Source organism: Achromobacter sp. Bel (assembly GCF_012928505.1).
In the GTDB taxonomy this organism is placed as follows: domain Bacteria; phylum Pseudomonadota; class Gammaproteobacteria; order Burkholderiales; family Burkholderiaceae_B; genus Achromobacter.
This window is the reverse complement of the sequence record NZ_JABBJN010000032.1, coordinates 26,015-43,497: the sequence shown is the minus strand read 5'-3', so window position 1 is coordinate 43,497 and position 17,483 is coordinate 26,015. Positions and strand designations below refer to the sequence as shown.

At 67.0% G+C, this 17,483-nt stretch carries 19 protein-coding genes; 7 read left to right on the top strand and 12 right to left on the bottom strand.

The features are described 5' to 3' along the window. Positions 1–14 precede the first annotated feature (14 nt). The 5 genes from HG262_RS19670 to HG262_RS19650 form a co-directional block, all read right to left on the bottom strand. Positions 15–1,202, bottom strand: a complete 1,188-nt coding sequence (locus HG262_RS19670; RefSeq protein ID WP_169272643.1) for an SAM-dependent methyltransferase — start codon at positions 1,200–1,202, stop codon at positions 15–17. Between the two features lie 128 nt (positions 1,203–1,330). Further along, positions 1,331–3,145, bottom strand: coding sequence for a DEAD/DEAH box helicase (locus HG262_RS19665; RefSeq protein ID WP_169272612.1), 1,815 nt, complete (start codon positions 3,143–3,145; stop codon positions 1,331–1,333). Positions 3,146–3,424: 279 nt separating this feature from the next. Continuing rightward, positions 3,425–4,186, bottom strand: a complete 762-nt coding sequence (locus HG262_RS19660) for a uracil-DNA glycosylase (RefSeq protein WP_169272611.1) — start codon at positions 4,184–4,186, stop codon at positions 3,425–3,427. Between the two features lie 60 nt (positions 4,187–4,246). Further along, a complete protein-coding gene (gene tenA / locus HG262_RS19655; RefSeq protein WP_169272610.1) occupies positions 4,247–4,909 on the bottom strand; it encodes a thiaminase II in 663 nt (220 codons plus the stop codon). Between the two features lie 98 nt (positions 4,910–5,007). Then, complete coding sequence (locus tag HG262_RS19650) at positions 5,008–5,793, bottom strand: 3-hydroxybutyrate dehydrogenase (RefSeq protein WP_169272609.1); 786 nt, start codon at positions 5,791–5,793, stop codon at positions 5,008–5,010. Positions 5,794–6,019: 226 nt separating this feature from the next. Between HG262_RS19650 and HG262_RS19645 the strand changes: the two genes are divergently transcribed. After that, positions 6,020–6,748, top strand: coding sequence for an N-acetylmuramoyl-L-alanine amidase (locus HG262_RS19645; protein WP_169272642.1), 729 nt, complete (start codon positions 6,020–6,022; stop codon positions 6,746–6,748). A gap of 13 nt (positions 6,749–6,761) precedes the next feature. Here HG262_RS19645 and HG262_RS19640 read toward each other — a convergent pair whose 3' ends face one another. Together HG262_RS19640 and nhaA are read right to left on the bottom strand one after the other, a co-directional pair. Beyond that, positions 6,762–7,151 carry a DUF488 family protein gene (locus HG262_RS19640; RefSeq protein ID WP_169272608.1) on the bottom strand — a complete coding sequence of 130 codons (390 nt, stop codon included), beginning with the start codon at positions 7,149–7,151 and terminating at the stop codon, positions 6,762–6,764. A 54-nt stretch (positions 7,152–7,205) separates the two neighbouring features. Continuing rightward, entirely contained in the window at positions 7,206–8,426 is a 1,221-nt protein-coding gene (gene nhaA, locus HG262_RS19635) for a Na+/H+ antiporter NhaA (protein WP_169272607.1), read from the bottom strand. A 320-nt stretch (positions 8,427–8,746) separates the two neighbouring features. Between nhaA and HG262_RS19630 the strand changes: the two genes are divergently transcribed. Beyond that, positions 8,747–9,124: a hydrogenase gene (locus HG262_RS19630; protein WP_169272606.1), complete on the top strand. Its 378-nt coding sequence runs from the start codon at positions 8,747–8,749 to the stop codon at positions 9,122–9,124. Then, positions 9,121–10,275: a glycosyltransferase gene (locus tag HG262_RS19625; protein WP_169272605.1), complete on the top strand. Its 1,155-nt coding sequence runs from the start codon at positions 9,121–9,123 to the stop codon at positions 10,273–10,275. Before HG262_RS19630 ends, HG262_RS19625 begins: the two co-directional genes overlap by 4 nt. A gap of 39 nt (positions 10,276–10,314) precedes the next feature. Here HG262_RS19625 and HG262_RS19620 read toward each other — a convergent pair whose 3' ends face one another. From HG262_RS19620 to HG262_RS19605, 4 genes are all read right to left on the bottom strand, one after another. Continuing rightward, entirely contained in the window at positions 10,315–10,779 is a 465-nt protein-coding gene (locus HG262_RS19620; protein WP_169272604.1) for an HIT family protein, read from the bottom strand. Then, positions 10,776–11,225 carry a GNAT family N-acetyltransferase gene (locus HG262_RS19615; RefSeq protein WP_169272603.1) on the bottom strand — a complete coding sequence of 150 codons (450 nt, stop codon included), beginning with the start codon at positions 11,223–11,225 and terminating at the stop codon, positions 10,776–10,778. The genes HG262_RS19620 and HG262_RS19615 overlap by 4 nt, the downstream gene beginning before the upstream one ends. Positions 11,226–11,247: 22 nt before the next feature. Further along, a complete protein-coding gene (pap, locus tag HG262_RS19610; RefSeq protein ID WP_169272602.1) occupies positions 11,248–12,714 on the bottom strand; it encodes a polyphosphate:AMP phosphotransferase in 1,467 nt (488 codons plus the stop codon). An 85-nt stretch (positions 12,715–12,799) separates the two neighbouring features. Continuing rightward, a complete protein-coding gene (locus tag HG262_RS19605) occupies positions 12,800–13,654 on the bottom strand; it encodes an MBL fold metallo-hydrolase (protein ID WP_169272601.1) in 855 nt (284 codons plus the stop codon). A gap of 100 nt (positions 13,655–13,754) precedes the next feature. Here HG262_RS19605 and HG262_RS19600 point away from each other — a divergent pair, with 100 nt between their 5' ends. The 4 genes from HG262_RS19600 to HG262_RS19585 are packed head-to-tail and all read left to right on the top strand — an operon-like array spanning position 13,755 to position 16,205. Continuing rightward, entirely contained in the window at positions 13,755–14,090 is a 336-nt protein-coding gene (locus tag HG262_RS19600) for a metalloregulator ArsR/SmtB family transcription factor (protein ID WP_169272600.1), read from the top strand. After that, positions 14,087–14,518 (top strand): YeeE/YedE family protein, encoded by a 432-nt coding sequence (locus HG262_RS19595; protein WP_169272599.1) that lies wholly within the window; start codon positions 14,087–14,089, stop codon positions 14,516–14,518. The genes HG262_RS19600 and HG262_RS19595 overlap by 4 nt, the downstream gene beginning before the upstream one ends. 1 nt (position 14,519) lies before the next feature. After that, entirely contained in the window at positions 14,520–14,939 is a 420-nt protein-coding gene (locus tag HG262_RS19590; RefSeq protein WP_169272598.1) for a YeeE/YedE family protein, read from the top strand. Between the two features lie 18 nt (positions 14,940–14,957). Next, positions 14,958–16,205, top strand: a complete 1,248-nt coding sequence (locus HG262_RS19585; protein WP_169272597.1) for an FAD/NAD(P)-binding oxidoreductase — start codon at positions 14,958–14,960, stop codon at positions 16,203–16,205. A gap of 7 nt (positions 16,206–16,212) precedes the next feature. Here the strand turns inward: HG262_RS19585 and HG262_RS19580 are convergent, their stop codons facing one another. Beyond that, positions 16,213–17,481, bottom strand: coding sequence for an AMP-binding protein (locus HG262_RS19580; protein ID WP_169272596.1), 1,269 nt, complete (start codon positions 17,479–17,481; stop codon positions 16,213–16,215). Between the last annotated feature and the right edge of the window lie 2 nt (positions 17,482–17,483).

Genomic DNA, 17,483 nt, shown 5'->3' with positions numbered 1-17,483 from the left:
CGCAGGTCCTGCGCTTACAGCTTGCCCAGCCGGTCGCCGTGCGAGAACCCGGCCAGGGGCGCCGTCATGCCCCGGCCCACGGCCAGCACCTTGAAGAGTTCGCCCATTTCGGCTTCCGACAACAGCTTTTGAACGGGCGCCACGGCTTGCGCGTATTGCTGCGCGTCCGACGGATCCAGTTGCCCAAGCAGGTCCATCAGCCCGGCGTTCATCAGAAAGCGGGCCTGCGAGGTATACCCCAGCACTTGCAGCCCGGCCTCCAGCGCCGCGTCGGCCATGGCGGTGAAATCCACATGCGCGGTGATGTCCTGCAAGCCAGGGGCCGTGAAGGGATCGCCATGCGCGTGGTGCCGCAGGTGGCACATGAGCGTGCCGCCCGCGCGCTGGGGATGGTAGTACTCGCTGCGGGGAAAGCCGTAGTCCACCAGCAGCGCGGCGCCGCGTTCCAGCCAGCTGCCCATTGCGGCGATCCAGGCCTCGCCTTGCAGATTGATTTCCGACACGTAGCCGGGCAGCGCCGGCATGCGCGCGGCAACGGCCGATGCCAGCCCGGGCGGGGCCGACCGGTCTTCCCAGACGAAGCCGCCGTCCGCGTCCAGCGCCACGCCGCGTTCCTGCACGGTGCCGTCCGCGTCCCACGAGAACAGCGACACGGGCATCGCGTCCAGCACCTCGTTGGCCAGCACGCAGCCGGCGAACGCATGGGGCAGCGCATCCAGCCATTGCACGCGATCGCCGAACGGCGCCAGTCGCGCCGCCTGGCGGGCGCGCAGATCCGCGGACACTTCCAGGATCAGATATCGCGTCTGCTCCAATCCCAGCGCGTCCAGCTCGCGCAGCACGCCTTCGGCCAGCGCGCCCGTGCCTGCGCCGAATTCCAGCACGGCTTGTGTCTGCGTCTGGGCCAGCACCTGGGCCGCTTGGCGGGCAATCGTGCGGGCGAACAGCGGCGTCAGTTGCGGCGCGGTGACGAAGTCGCCGGCGGGCGCCTTGGCATCGTCGTCTCCATCGGCCAGTTTGACGTTGCCGGCGGCGTAATAGCCCAGGCCCGGCGCATACAAGGCCTCTGCCATCCAGTGGTCGAACGGTAGCCAGCCGCCATTGGCCGCGATAGCGGCGCGCAAATGCGCGGCGGCGGCGGCGCTGTGTTCCTGGGCGGCGGCGGACAGTGGGGGCAGATTGGCGGGGGCGGGGCGTTGCATGGTCGAAGAAGGCGTGGTCATCGCCACATTTTCCCAAAAAAAGAACGGTCATGCTGCGCGCGTTTTCCGCTCTGAAAACACAAACCCCGCGACAGGCGCGGGGTTTGTTTGGGGGTCAAGCGGGCGAATTAGCCGCGGCGATCAGCCGGCTTGGCGAAGCGCTTGGCGGGGCCGCCGGGGCGCTTGTCGAACGAGGGCTTGGCGCCACGGAAACCGCCTTCCGGACGATCACCGCCGCGGAAGCCGCCTTCGCGTTGCGGACGGTCGCCGAAGCTGGGACGGTCGCCGAAGCTCGGACGGGCGTCACGGTCGCCGCCGCGGAAGCCGCCTTCACGGGGAGCGCGCTCGCTGAACGGGCGGGCATCGCGCTGGGGGCGGTCGCCAAAGCTGGGACGGTCGCCGCCGAAGCTGGGACGCGCATCGCGGTCGCCGCCACGGAAGCCGCCTTCACGCTGGGGACGGTCGCCGAAGGGACGATTGCCCTGGTAGCCGCCTTCGCGCTGGGGACGATCACCGAAGCTGGGGCGGTCGCTGAACGAACGGGCCGGGCGGTCGCCGAAAGGACGATTGCCTTGGTAGCCGCCTTCGCGCGGTGCGCCGTCGCGGTTGCCTTGGTAACCGCCTTCACGCGGCTTGAACTCGCCACGCGGGGCAGCGCCTTCACGCGGGCCGCCAAAAGAACGGCCTTCACGGTTGCCTTGGTAGCCGCCTTCATGGCGCGAACCGCCGAAGCCGCCAGGACGCTTGCCGAACGGCTTGCCGCCGCGCGGGGCGCCGCTGCCGCCGGCCGACGGACGCGGCGTGCGCTTGGGTTCCAGGCCGGCGATCACTTCAGGCGTGATCGATTGGCCGATGTAGTGTTCGATGCGGCGGACCTTGTGGCGCTCGGAGTGCGTCGCCAGCGTGAACGCCAGACCGCTGCGGCCGGCGCGGCCGGTACGGCCGATACGGTGCACGTAGTCTTCGGCTTGCATCGGCAGGTCGAAGTTGACGGCGTGGCTGATGCCTTGCACGTCGATGCCACGGGCGGCCACGTCGGTGGCCACCAGGATGCGCAGCTGGCCGCGTTGCAGTTGCGACAGGGTGCGGGTGCGTTGGCGCTGGTTCATGTCGCCATGCAGGGCAGCGGCGGCAAAGCCTTGGTCGGCCAGGCGGTCGGCCAGGTCATCGGCGCCGCGCTTGGTCGACGTGAAGACAATGGCTTGATCCAGCTTGGCGTCACGCAGCACGTGGTCCAGCAACTGCATCTTGTGGCTGGCATCGTCCGCGTACAACAGGCTTTGCGTGATGTTGGTGTGCTTTTCCTTGGCGCCAGCCAGTTCGATACGCTGCGGGTCGCGCATCATTTTGGCCGCCAGCTTGGCGATCGTGCCATCCAGCGTGGCCGAGAACAGCAGCGTCTGGCGGTCTTCCGGCAGGCGGCCGACGATGGTCTCGATATCTTCGATGAAGCCCATGTCCAGCATGCGGTCGGCTTCGTCCAGGACCAGCGTGTGCACGGTGTTCAGCTTGACGCGGCCCGATTGCAGGTGATCGATCAGGCGGCCGGGGGTGGCGACCAGGACGTCAACGCGGCGCGACAGCGCCTTCAATTGCGCGCCGTAAGGCATGCCGCCGACGACGGTGGCCGTACGCAGGTCAGCCAGCTTGCGGCCGTACATATCGGTCGCTTCGGTGACTTGCAGGGCCAGTTCGCGAGTCGGGGTCAGAACCAGCACTTGCACGCCGACGCCCTTGTTGGCGGGCATCTGGGCAATACGGTGCAGGGCCGGCAGCATGAAGGCGGCGGTCTTGCCGCTACCCGTTTGCGCGGACACCATCAGGTCGTGACCGGCCAATGCTTGCGGAATGGCGGCAGCTTGAACGGGGGTGGGGGTGCTGAAGCCAGCTTCTTGGACGGCCGACAACAGAGCGGGTGCAAGACCCAGGTTTTCAAAAGACATTACTTTCCCTTGCCGCAATCAATGCGACGCAGTGCTTGGTCGGGCCAGGGGATTAGGCGGCCGGATCCAGGCGACGGTTGATGGAGCATCGTGCCGACCGAATCAACCGTGCGCATGGCGCGTTCTCGTATACAGACTGGAACGCAGGGCGAAAGGAAAGGAGGTCAGGAATCGATGATAGTTCGGCATGGGGCCGGGGCGTAGGCTGCCCGGCAGACTGCAAAAAATTCCGCTAAATCAAGGCGGTAAATGCCGAACTCGTTTTGTGCAGTGCGACGATCATAACCCGAATTCGCCTTGCAGCGGAATTATTTTTTTGTCCAGTCCCCAATCAATAGGGTTTTTCCCTTGGTCGACGAGCCAGTCGTTGGTCGCCCGGAAGTGGCCGCAGCCCAGAAAAGGCACCGGAGGCCGCCGGGCGGAAAGCGGGGAGGGATGGTTGGACATCAGGACCAGATGGCCGCTGTTGTCGGGAAGCAACAGCCGCTTGGCCTGCGCATGGGCGCCCCACAGCAGGAACGCCTTGGGCGACGGGTCCCGGGCGACCCGCGAGATCAGGGCGTCGGTCACGGTTTCCCAGCCGCGCTTGGCGTGGGAGGCGGGCTGGCCGTCTTCCACCGTCAGTGCGGTGTTCAACAGCAGCACGCCCTGGTCCGCCCAGGGGCTCAGGTCGTTGCCTTGTGGCACCGGCGTGCCCGGGAACTCCTGCGCGATCTCATTGAAGATGTTGCGCAGGCTGGGCGGGCGCTTGCAATCGTCGGGCACCGAGAACGCCAGGCCCTGGGCCTGGCCAGGCCCGTGATACGGGTCTTGCCCCAGGATCACCACCCGCACGTCCGACGGCGCCAGCCCGTGCAGGGCCCGGAACGGCGTGGCGGGATAGACCACCGCGCCTTCGGCAAGGCGCTTTTCGACGTGGGCGGTGACCGCGGCCAGCGCGTCGGCGACGGCAGGATTGCCGAAGGCGGCGGCCCAGGCGTCGGGAAGTTGCGCCGTCTGGGCGGCGAGGGCGTGGGGAACGAGGCGGTTATCGATCGGCATGGGCGCGATTTTGGCATAGCGGGGCGCGCCGGAATATTCGCGTCCCGGCCCATGCCGGAATCAGACTGGCCAGCCGGCTTGCCGGTGGGCCGAATCCCAGAACATCCATTCCAGTTGGGCGGCGTGCGTGTAGGCCTGGTGCATGGCCTCGCGCGTGTGGGCCGACGCCGTTTCGGCGGCGCGGTCCACCGAGGCGATCACGGCACGCACCAGGGCATGGAAGTCGTCGCCGGCATACGTGTCGATCCATGCCGCATAGGGATTGGGGCGCACCGCATGCGCATGGATCTCGCGGCCGATCTCGGCATAGATCCAGAAGCACGGCAGCAGCGCCGCCAGCGCCACCGGATACGGCGCGCTCCAGGCGGTGGCGATCAGGAAGCTCGTGTAGTGGTGGCTGGCAGGCGTCAGGGGCGTGGCCTCGAAGGTGGCGGCGTCGATGCCGAATTGCTTCATGAAGCCCGCATGCAGCGAACGCTCGGCCACGACGGCGCCTTTGGCCGCATCCGCGAACTGCACGACGCCGTCGGCATCGTCCGCCTTGGCGGCCGCGATCGCCAGCGCGCGACCGAACGCCACCAGGTAGTGCGCGTCCTGGATCATGTAGTGCTTGAATGCGTTCTCGTCGAGCAGGCCGCTGGCCAGTTCCTGGTTGAACGGCATATCGCGCGTTTTTTCGTAGAGCGCGGCATTGCGCGCCCAGGCGTCAGAGCTGAAAGACATGGGATTCCTTATGCCCGCAGGCAAGCCAATGGCGGCCGGCACGCAACGCCGCGCGCCGGCCAACGGCATAAGGGTATCAACTTCGGCGCGTCGGCCGCCTATTGCATGTACCAGCCGTGGCTGACCACGAACGATTGGCCGGTGAAGGCCGCGCTGGGGAAGGCGCACAGGAAAAGCGCGGTTTGCGCTACGTCTTCCACGGTGGTGAAGACGCCGTCCACCGTATCGCCCAGCATGACCTTCTTCACCACGTCCTCTTCGCTGATGCCCAGTTCGCGGGCCTGCTCGGGGATTTGCTTTTCCACCAGCGGCGTGCGTACGAAACCGGGGCAGATGACGTGCGAACGCACGTTGTGCGCCGCGCCTTCCTTGGCCAGCACGCGGGCCAGGCCCAGCAGCGCATGCTTGGCGGCGACATAGGCGGACTTCAGCGGCGAGGCTTCGTGCGAATGCACCGACCCCATGTAGATGACCACGCCGCCGCGATTGCCCTGGTACATGTGCTTGAGCGCCGCCTTGGTCGTCAGGAAGGCGCCGTCCACGTGGATGGCCTGCATCTTCTTCCAGTCCGAGTAGGCGAAGTTCTCGATCGGATTAACGATCTGGATGCCGGCGTTCGAGATCAGGATGTCGATACTGCCGTAGGCGGCCGCCACCTTGTCGATGCCCTGGTTCACGGCGTCTTCGCTGGTGACGTCCATCGCCACGCCCATCGCCTTGCCGCCCGCCTGCTCGATTTCGCGGGCAACGGCGTCCGCGCCCGCCTGGTTCAGGTCGGCGATCGCGACCGTCGCGCCTGCGCGGGCGAGGGTCAGGGCGATCTCTTTGCCGATGCCGCTGGCGGCGCCGGTCACGACGGCGACTTTTCCATTCAATTGGCTCATGCTGCTACCTCCGGGTCAGGAACGCCGGCATGTCCGCGCACGCTGCGTGGGGGCGCGGGCCGGCAATGGGCCTTGCGGGCAAGGACGGGTGCGCCGCTTGCTCAAGGAGCCTTCCTGGATGGTAGTCCTTCCGCTTGAGTGCAGCCTGAACGCCGGCAACCCTCGGTTGCCGGTAACATCTGCCCCATTCCGGTGGCCGGACCGCTTCCAGCTGCCTACCTTCTTGCTGGGGATCATCATCGGCGCCGCATCCGCGTTCATCCGTCGTTCTTCATGGGCCGCGACCCGCCTGGCGCTCTGCGCAGCAGGTCCGCTGGCGGCGCTGCCGGCGCAGGCCGCGCATATCGTCGTGGACACCGGGCACACGCTCAGCCGGCCTGGCGCGACGGGTGCAAGCGGGCGGGTGGAGTACCTGTACAACCTGGACGTCAGTAATCTGGTGGCGGCCGATCTGCGTGCCGCCGGCGACCGCGTGACCCAGGTGGCGGCGGACGGCGCGGAAGTGGAATTGGGCAAGCGGTCGCGCATGGCGCCGACGGCGGATCTTTTCGTCTCGATCCATCACGATTCGATGCAGCAGAAGTACATCGACGCGGGCCGCCAGCGCGAGTTCGCGGGCTTCTCGGTGTTCGTGTCCGAACGCAATCCCAAGTATGAACAGAGCCTGCGCTGCGCGCGCGCCATCGGCGAGGCGTTGGTGGCTGCCGGGGAAAAGCCTTCGCTGTACCACGCCGAACCCATCGCCGGCGAAAACCGGCCGTTGATCGACCGCGGGCTGGGTGTGCACCGCTTCGACGGGTTGGCGGTGCTGAAGACCGCGCCCATGCCTGCCGTGTTGGTGGAGGTGGGCGTGATCGTGAATCCGGACGAGGAACGCCGGCTGGCTCGCCCCGATGTCATGAAACGAGCCGCGCAAGCGATCGCACGCGGCGTTCGCGCCTGCCAGCAGCCCTAGGGCATGGCGGGACTCAGGCCGCGCGCGCGGGGTGGTGGCGCGCGTACTCGTGCAGCGCGTCGCACAGTACGACGGCCTGGTTGTGTTCGGTGTTGCGGGCGCCGTACAGCAGCGTCAGCGGGCGCTTGCCGGCCGCTTGAAGCAGGGCGGCCATGCGGGCCTGCTGCTCGGGCGCGGCCAGTTGCGCCAGGTACTGGGCGCGGAAGTCTTCCCAGCGTTCGTCCACGTGGCTGAACCACTTGCACAGCTCGGCGGTGGGCGCGATGTCGCGCGCCCATTCGTCCAGGCCCAGGTCGGCGCGGCGCAGGCCGCGCGGCCACATGCGATCGACCAGCGCCCGGTAGCTGCCCTCGGGGCCGGTGCCTTCATAGACGCGCTGCACATGGATGGTGGGCCGTTTCATCACGCCTCCTGCGAAAACGTTGCGGCCAGTCTACTGCAACGTCCGCAGGGCAGCTCAGCGCGGCTGCGCGGGTTCGGCCGACGTGCCGCTCATGCGCAGTAGCAGGAAGCCGACCACCGCCGACGCGAGCGATCCTGTCAGCACGCCGATCTTGGTGGCGTCCACGGTGGCTGCGTCGGTGAAGGCCAGCGCGCCGATGAACAGGCTCATGGTGAAGCCGATGCCGCACAGCAGCGCCACGCCGTACAGCTGCGTGAACGAGGCATGGCGCGGCAGGCTGGCCATGCCCATCTTGATGGCCAGCCAGGCAAAGCCGAACACGCCCAGCTGCTTGCCCAGGAACAGGCCCAGCGCCACACCCAGCGGCACCGGTTGCGCCAGGCTGGCCAGGCCCATGCCGGCGAACGACACGCCGGCGTTGGCGAAGCCGAATATGGGCACGATCAGCAAGGCCACGGGCTTGTGCAACGCGTGTTCCAGATCGTGCAGCGGCGAATGCGCCTCCGGTTTGCCCGCGTTGCGCGGCCGAAGGGGGATCGTCAGCGCCAGCGCCACGCCGGCCAAGGTGGCGTGCACGCCGGATTTCAGCACGAAATACCACAGCACGGCGCCGATCAGCAGGTACGGGGTCAGCCGCAGCACGCCTGCGCGGTTCAGGCAGAACAGGCAGGCCAGCAGCGCGCCGGCCATGACCAGTGCGAAGACATTCAATTGCGAGGTGTAGAACAGGGCGATGATGATGATGGCGCCCAGGTCGTCCAGGATCGCCAGCGCGGTCAGGAAGATCTTCAGGGACGTCGGTACGCGGCTGCCCAGTAGCGCCAGGATGCCCAGCGCGAAGGCGATGTCGGTGGCAGCGGGAATGGCCCAGCCGCGCAAGGTGCCGGGGCTGCCCAGGTTGATCAGCACGTAGATCAGCGCCGGCGCCGCCATGCCGCCCAGGGCGGCGATCCCGGGCAGGATGATCCTTCCCGCGCCGCGCAATTGGCCGTCCAGCACTTCGCGCTTGATTTCCAGCCCGACCAGCAGGAAGAACACGGCCATCAGGCCGTCGTTGATCCAGTGCAACACCGTTTCCTTGAGCACGACGGGCCCGGCCTGGAACCCAAGCTTGGTTTCCAACGCGTCGAAGTAGAACGGCGCGGCCGGACTGTTGGCGATGATCAGGGCGGCCAGCGCGGCGGCCATGAGCACATAGCCGCCTAAGGCTTCGGATTGCAGGAATGCCTGCAGGAATGAGGGGGGGCGGGAGTGGGGCGGAACCTGCTGGCTCACTGGGCCTCCTTGGTTATATTTTGTTAAGATACTGAATAGAGGCTGAATTTTAACTTAGCATGATTTCGGGGACAGATTAAATCCATCGAACGTCGGCCATTTTCTATTCAATTCTTGAAAAGAAGCGCTTACGTCAATCAATCTCCCGTCGCTCGACATTGCGGTGAGTACTGATGACCCCCCGGGCCCTTCCTACTAAATTCGATTTGCGGTGCCTTGGCGCGTAAAAAATATCTCAACCAATTTCAAAAATCGCGTTTTTTTTGAATATTTTGACCAGTTCGTGGCAAGCAACGCCGCCTGGCGACACCTGCTAGCCCATGACCCTGCCCACCTTATCTGTGGTGATCTACACCCCCGCAAAGCTCGGCGCCACAAGCCGTCTGGTCGACGTGGGGGAGTCATTGGACGCGCCCGCCGGCCAGCCGTCGCATGGCAGCTATCAACTCAAGCGGCTGTCGCCCAGCATGCGCCTCTTGACGTGGCAACGCGAGGGAGCGCGCTTCGATTGTTCGCGTAGCGGGGGGATCCGCGTGTGGACGGGTGGCCAGTTGATAGCGGCGGAGCACGCTTCCGACCCTTGGTCGGCGTCCGCGGCGCCACTGGCGCCCGAAGACATCGCTTATCTCGAAGCCTATCTGCTGCTGCAAAACCGTGGTTGGAACGATCCCGCCACCGTCGAGGGTCTTTCCCCATGATGCCCAGTCCCGCTGAACCGAATGCCGGCACCGCCGGCGCCCGCCTGCGCATCCTGCACACCGAGGCCGCCACGTCTTTCGGCGGGCAGGAGTTCTGCATCTACAAAGAGATGATCGCCATGCGCGACCGGGGCCATCACCTTGAACTGGTCTGCCAGCCGGGGGCCGAGCTGGGCGACCGCCTGGGCGCGGCCGGGTTTACGGTGCACCGCATCGGCATGGACGGCGCGGGCAACTTCGTGCGCGGGGTGGCATGGGTGCGGCGCTTGCTGCGGCGCGAACGTTTCGATGTGGTGAACACCCACAGCCGGCGTGACACCGTGCTGGCTGCCATCGCCGCGCGCCTGGCCGGCACGCCGTTGATCGTGCGCACGCGTCATCTGGCCAAGCCCATCAATTCCCTCTATGCCTACACCTGGCTGGCGCATCGGGTCATCGCCGTCAGCCGCTATGTGCAGAAGCAATTGCTGGACGGTGGGGCACGGCCGGAGTCGGTCACCACGATCCATTCCCCGGTTGTACTGCCGCAAGTGCGCGAAGGCGCGTGCGTGCGCCGCGAACTGGGGGTGCCGCAGGACGCGCTGGTGGTGGGCTGCGTGGCCGTGATGCGGGCCGAAAAGGGGCATGGCGATCTGATCGACGCCTTTCACCACGTGTCTGCCCGCTTTCCGTCGGCGCACCTGGTCCTGGTGGGCGATGGCATGCCGCTGTTCGATCAACTGCGTGCCAAGGCATCAGCGCTGGGGCTGACGGACAGGGTGCATTTCACCGGACGCCGGCAGGATATCGGCAACGTGCTGATGGCGTTGGACGTGTTTGCCTTGCCGACGCATCGCGAGGCCTTGGGCACGGTGTTCATCGAAGCGGCGGCGATGGGCGTGCCCGTCATCGGCACGGAAGTCGGCGGTGTTCCGGAAACCATGCAGGCCGGCGTGACCGGCTTGCTGGTACCGCCGCGCGATCCCGCCGCGCTGGCCGCGGCGCTGGAAACGCTGCTGGCGGATCCCGCCATGCGCCGCCGGATGGGCGACGCTGGCCGCCAACGGATCCGGGGCGAAGGCCTGTTTTCCGCCGAGCGCACCGCAGGCCTGGTGGAAGACGCCTACACGCACTGGCTGGCCGAGCTGGGCCGGTCGGTGCGCGTGGCCTGAGGCCCGAACCGCCGGCCCGGCCGGCATTCTGTGCCGGGTTCAATGCATGAGCAGCGCGTTCATCGCTTCGATCACGCGATTGCGGTAGCGGGGCAGCAAGGCTTGCGTGCGGGCTTGGCGGTCGCGCCATTGCGCGGGCTCGGACCCCGCCGCGACGCGAGGCGCCGCCCAGATCGGATCGGGGAAATGGCGGTCGCCGCGCCAGCGCGGAATCACATGCCAGTGCAGGTGCGGCACCATGTTGCCCAGCGAGGCCAGATTGATCTTGTCCGGCGCCAACACCGATTGCTGCGCTTCTTCCACCGCGTACACGGCGCGCATCAACAGGTCGCGCCCATGCGTGGACAGGCTGGTCATTTCGGCCAGGTGGGCGTTCCAGATAACGCGTGTGAAACCGGGGTAATCGGCATCGCCGACTTCGATCACGCGCAAATGCGGGCCGCGCCACAACAGCGTGCCGCCGTCTTCCTGGCACAGGGGGCAGTGGGGGTCGCGAGCGCTCAAGCCATCACCTTGCGGTACTGGATGAAGCCGGAGCGGTCCGCGATGCGGTCGTACAGCTGCATGGCGGTCGCGTTGGTTTCGTGGGTCAGCCAGTACACCCGGGCGCAATTGTTGGCCGCGGCCTGGGCGTAGACATGTTCGATCAGCTTGCGCCCCGCACCCGTGCCGCGCACGTCCGGATCCACATACAGGTCTTGCAGATAGCAGTAGTCGCCTGCCGTCCAGGTGGACCGGTGGAAGATCCAGTGCACCATGCCGACCGCCCGGCCGCTTTCATAGGCAAGCGCGGCGTGCATGGGTTCGGCCGGGTCGAGGAAGCGCGCCCACGTGTTGCGGGTGACGGCGTCGTCGATGCTGACGCGGTAGAAATCCTGGTAGCCCTTCCACAGGGGCAGCCAGACTTCGAAGTCGGCGGCGACGATGGGGCGGATATCGGCGGTGCTCATGGCGCAAGGCCTCCTGTTGTGTTCAGAGTTGGTCTTCCATCGCTTCGACGATGTGTCGCAGCACTTGCAGGCGAGCGTAGCGCTTGTCGTTGGCGGACACCAGATGCCACGGCGCATGCGCGACGTCGGTGCGGGCCAGCATCTCGTTGGTCGCCGCCGCGTATTCCTTCCACTTATCGCGATTGCGCCAGTCGTCGGGGGTGATCTTGAAATTCTTGAAAGGCGATTTCTCGCGTTCCTTGAAGCGCTCGAGCTGCACGTCGGCCGTCACGGCCAGCCAGAATTTCAGAACGATCGCGCCGCTTGCCGCCAGTTGCTCCTCGAAGTCGTTGATCTCGGCGTAGGCGCGGCGCCAGCGGGCGGGGGCGGTCAGTTTTTCCACGCGTTCGACCAGCACGCGGCCGTACCAGGAGCGGTCGAAGATCGCAACGCGGCCGTGGCGCGGCAGTTGGCGCCAGAAGCGCCACAGGTAGGGGCGCGACAGCTCGTAGCTGTTCGGCGCGGCCACGGGGGTGATGTCGAACTGCCGGGCGTCCAGCGCGTGGGTCACGCGGCGGATGGCGCCGCCCTTGCCGGCGGCGTCCTGGCCTTCGAATACCAGCACGAGCGAACGCTCCAGGAATTTTTCGGAGCGGGCCGCACGCGCCAGCCGGCCTTGCAGCAAGCCCAGTTCGGACTCGTAGTCGGCCTTGTCGACGCGCGCTTCGTAATCCATTTCGCCCAGCCGGTCGACGATGCGGGCAGGGGTGGAATGCGCCAGGAACGATTGCGGGATGCGGGGCACGCCGCGCTGGCGCATCGCGGCCAGCACGGCTTCGGCCGTGCGGGCGGAACGCATGTTCTCGTCGGCGCTGGGGATGACCACCCAGGGCGCGTGGCCGCTGTCGGTGTGGTTCACCACGACCTGGCCGCCTGCGCGGATGCGGTCGTACTTCTTGTAGACCTTCAGGTCCACCGGGCTGACCTGCCAGGACGTTTCGGGGCTGGCCAGAAGACGCTGCGCGCGGTCCTGTTGCGCCTTGGCCGACAAGTGGAACCACAGTTTGATGATCTGCACGCCTTCCGCAGCCAGCATCGCCTCGAAGCGGCGGATCGCGGCGGCCCGCGCCTCGATGGCCTCGTGGTCGGGCTTCTTGCGGGCGGCTTCGATGATCAGCGGCGCATACCAGGACCCGAACACGATGCCGGTGCTGCCCTTGGGCGGCAGGTCTTTCCAGTAACGCCAGAACGGCGGGCGGTCCTGCTCATCGCCTTCGGGCGGGCCGTAGGCCAGCGTCTTGATGTGGCGCGGGTCCATCCATTCATTCAGCAGGTTGACCGTGGCGCCCTTGCCGGCGCCGTCGATCCCCGCCACCACTACCAGCAGCGTCTTGTCCGCACTTTCAAGGCGCCGGTATTGCGCATTGAGCAGGGCGACGCGTAGCCGTGCCTCCAGCGGTTTGAATTCCTCTTTGGACAGGCTGGGGTCGGTTTCGGCTTCTGCGAACATGGGGGATCCGTCTGATCGGCAATCGGTAGATCGGCCGATCTTGCGGGATAAGCGCCCGGCGCGCAAGTGCGGCGCGGCGGCCCGGTCAGAGCGCGTCGAGGGGTATTTTCAGGTAGCGCACCCCGTTGTCTTCGGGCGGCGGGAAATGCCCCGCGCGGATGTTCACCTGGATGGCCGGCAGGATCAAGGTGGGCATGGACAGCGTGGCGTCGCGCCGGGTGCGCATGGCGACGAAGTCGTCTTCGCTGATGCCGTCGTGCACATGGATGTTGGCGGCCCGCTGTTCGGCCACGGATGTCTGCCAGCGGGCTTCGCGCGCCGGCGGCGGGTAGTCGTGGCACATGAAGAGGCGCGTGCCGCCAGGCAGGTGCAGCAGCCGCTGGATCGACCGGTACAACTGGTGTGCGTCGCCGCCGGGGAAGTCGCAGCGCGCGGTGCCCACGTCGGGCATGAACATCGTGTCGCCCACGAATGCGGCGTCGCCGACCAGATAGGCCATGTCGGCCGGCGTGTGGCCGGGCACATGGATCGCGGTGGCCTCCAGTGCCCCGATGCGGAAGGTTTCGCCATCGGCGAACAGGTGGCCGAACTGGGAGCCATCCAGTTGGAATTCCGGTTCCAGGTTGAAGATCTGCTTGAAGACGCCCTGCACGGTGCGGATGCTTTGCCCGATGGCGATGACCCCGCCCAACTGCCGTTGCAGGTAGGGGGCGGCGGACAGATGGTCGGCATGGGCGTGCGTTTCCAGCAGCCATTGGGTGGCCAGCCCTTGCTCGCGCACATAGGCCGCCACGCGGTCCGCGCTGGCGGTGCTGCTGCGCCCGGACTTGGGGTCGTAGTCCAGCACCGAATCGATGATGGCGCAGGCGCTGCCGTCGTGCACGACATACGTGACGGTCGCGGTGACGGGGTCGAAAAAGGCTTGTATGTGGGGATTCATGGCCACCGGCAGATAACAATATATGTATTTAAATAATATTGTTTGATAGTTTATTCGTCAATATAATGACCTATTCACGTTTGACCTGCCTATCCGCCGAATGAATGCCGCCCTGACCGATTGTGAACTTGCCGTCCTGCGGGAATCCGCCGCCCAGGCGTGCACGTTGCTTAAAGCGCTGGCCAACGAAGACCGCCTGCTGCTGCTGTGCCAACTGGTGCAGAACGAACGCAACGTCAGCGAACTGGAATCGCTGACCGGTATCCGCCAGCCGACCCTGTCCCAGCAGCTGGGCGTGCTGCGCGACGAAGGGCTGGTGACGACGCGCCGCGACGGCAAATACGTCTATTACCAGATGGCCAGCTTCGAAGTCAGCCAGGTCATGAAAACGCTATCCAGTTTGTACTGCGGCCGCGCGTTGGAGTCACTCGCATGAATCTGGACTGGGCCGCCTTCACTCCGGCGCAGGCCGCGGCGGGCGGTCTGCTGATCGGCGCCGCCGCCGTGTTGCTGATGGCGGGGGCGGGGCGCATCGCGGGCATCAGCGGCATCCTTGGCGGGTTGCTGCCGCCGCGGCGCGATGGCCTGTGGCGCGTGGCATTCCTGGCGGGCCTGTGCGCGTCGCCCTGGCTGTATCAATGGGGGGCGGCGTTGCCGACGATCACTGTCGAGGCGGGCACGCCGCGCCTGATCGTTGCCGGCCTGCTGGTGGGCATCGGCACCCGGTTCGCCTCGGGCTGCACCAGCGGCCACGGCGTCTGCGGCTTGTCGCGCGGATCGCGGCGGTCGTTCGTGGCCACTGCCGTGTTCATGGCCGCGGGCTTTGCCACGGTTTACGCCGTGCGGCATCTGGCGGGGGGCTGAGATGGTTGCGCTGATCGCCTTTGCGTCGGGCCTCGTCTTCGGGCTGGGCCTGATCGTGTCCGGCATGGCCAATCCCGCCAAGGTGCTGGGCTTCCTGGATATCGCCGGCAGCTGGGATCCGTCGCTGGCTTTCGTGATGGGCGGTGCGGTGCTGGTCACGGCCGCAGGTTTCGCCGTGCTGCGTCGCCGTCGGGCCAGTTTGTCCGGCGAGCCGATGCGCTGGCCGGCGGCTACCGAGATCGACCTGCGCCTGGCCGCGGGCAGCCTGGCGTTCGGCGCGGGCTGGGGGTTGGCGGGATTTTGTCCGGGACCTGCGCTGGTGGCCGCTTCGGCGGGCGTGACCGAGGCGCTGATCTTCGTGGCCGCGATGTTGGTCGGCATGGGGGTATTCTCGGCGTTTGAACATTTCAACAGCCGGTAGACCGGCGCGGAGACAGACATGCCCCAAGCAGAGTCAGCAGCACCGGCATCCGCCGATTTCGATGTCGTGGTGGTGGGCGGGGGAGCGGCCGGCATCGGCGTGACCGCCAGCCTGTTGCGGCGCCGGCCGGACCTGCGCATCGCCGTGATCGAACCCAGCGACAAGCACTATTACCAGCCGGCCTGGACGCTGGTGGGCGGCGGCGCGTTCGACGTGAAAAAGACCGTGCGCCCCACCCGTTCGGTGATGCCGTCGCGCGCCACATGGCTGCACGCGTCGGCGGCGGGCTTCGAGCCGCAAGCGAACCAGGTGCGGCTGGCGGACGGCGGCAGTGTGACGTACCAGCAGTTGATCGTGTGCCCCGGCCTGCGGCTGGCCTGGGACAAGATCGACGGCCTGTCCGACGCGCTCGGCCAGCACGGGGTGACGTCCAACTATCGCTATGACCTGGCGCCCTACACGTGGGAGACGGTGCGGTCGATGCGGCAAGGGCAGGCGCTGTTCACCCAGCCCGCCATGCCGATCAAATGCGCTGGCGCGCCGCAAAAGGCGATGTATCTGGCGTGTGACCATTGGCGCCGGACCGGTGTGCTGGACCGCATGCATGTGGAATTCGACCTGGCGGGCGCGGCGCTGTTCGGCGTGCCCACGTTTGTGCCGCCGCTGATGCGCTATGTTGAAAGCTATGGCATCGACCTGGCCTTCAATTCCGCCCTGGTGGCGGTGGACGGGCCGGCGCGCAAGGCCTGGTTCGATGTGAAGGGCGCTGACGGCAGCGTGTCGCGCGTGGAGAAGTCCTTCGACATGTTGCACGCCGTGCCGCCGCAAGTGCCGCACGACGTGGTGCGCGACAGCGCGCTGGCGGATGCGGCCGGCTGGTGTGAGGTCGACCCCGGCAGCCTGCGCCATGTGCGCTTCGACAACGTGTTCGGCCTGGGCGACGGCATCAGCACCAGCAACGCCAAGACGGCGGCCGCCGCGCGCAAGCAGATCGTGACCGTGGCGGAAAACCTGATCGCGGTGCGCGAAGGGCACGCCATGCCGGTCACGTACGACGGCTATGGATCGTGCCCGTTGACGGTCGAGCGCGGCCGCATCGTGCTGGCCGAGTTCGGCTACGGCGGCAAACTGCTGCCCACGTTTCCGCTGGACCCGACCGTGCCCCGCAAGAGCGCCTGGTTCCTCAAAGCCACGCTGCTGCCGTGGATCTACTGGAACGGCATGCTGCGCGGCCGCGAATGGCTGGCGCGGCCGCTGGGCAACTGAACGCGCGCTACTCGTAGGTGCGCACGTCGTCGATGACCTTGCCGTCGTTCGGCAGGCCGTCGGCGTCCACCCATTCCACGTCGGCGCGCAGCTTGGTCACGTCGCGCACCGATTCGGCGATCCGCTGGGACAGGTCTTCGCCGCGCACGCGCGAATCCACCTTCAACACCATGCGGTCCGATCCGGTGCTGCCGCTGATGACCAGGCGCGCGCGCAGGATTTCGGGATGGCGCCGCACGACGTCAGCGACTTGCGACGGGTGCACGAACATGCCGCGCACCTTGGTCGTCTGGTCCGCGCGGCCCATCCAGCCCTTGATGCGCGTATTGGTGCGCCCGCAAGGCGAAATGCCGGGCATGACCGCCGACAGGTCGCCGGTGCCAAAGCGCACCAGCGGGTAATCCGGATTCAACGTGGTGACGACCACTTCGCCGACTTCGCCGTCGGGCACGGGCTCGCCGGTGCCGGGGCGCACGATCTCGACGATGATGTCTTCGCCCAGCACCAGGCCCTGGCGGGCGGGCGTCTCAAAGGCGATCATGCCCAGGTCGGCGCTGCCGTAGGCCTGGTAGCCTTCGATGCCGCGGGCGGCCAGCCAGTCGCGCAGCGACGGCGGGAAGGCCTCGCCCGACACCAGTGCGCGCCGCAGGGAATCCAGCTTCACGCCCAGCTCGTCGGATTTCTCCAGGATGATCTTCAGGAAGCTGGGTGTGCCCGTATAGCCGCTGGGGGCCAGATCCTGGATGGCGCGCACCTGCTGCTCGGTTTGGCCCGTGCCGCCGGGAAAGACGGTGCAGCCCACGGCATGCGCCGCCGTTTCCATCATGGAGCCGGCTGGCGTGAAGTGGTAGGAAAAGCAGTTGTAGGCCAGTTCGCCGGCGCGAAAGCCCGCCGCGTACAGGGCACGCGCAAAGCGCCAGTAATCCGCGCGCGCGCTTTCGGGTTCGTAGATGGGGCCGGGCGAGGCGAAGACGCGCATCGCCTCGCCCCAGCCGATCGCCGAGAAGCCGCCGAAGGCTTTGCCAGGGCCGGCGGGCGCTGCCGCGTCGTCGCGGCTGTGCTGCTGGCGCTCCAGCAGTTCGTGCTTGCGCAGCACGGGCAGTCGGGCCAGCGCCGCGCGCGACGTGATGGCGGCGGGATCTATGCCGCGTAGCTGCTCGGCGATCGCCGGCGCGCGGGCAATCGCCCGTGTGATCGCGCCGGGCAAGGCGGCCATCAGCTCGCGCTCGCGTTGCTCGGGCGCTCGGGTTTCCAGGACATCGAAAAACTCGGACATGG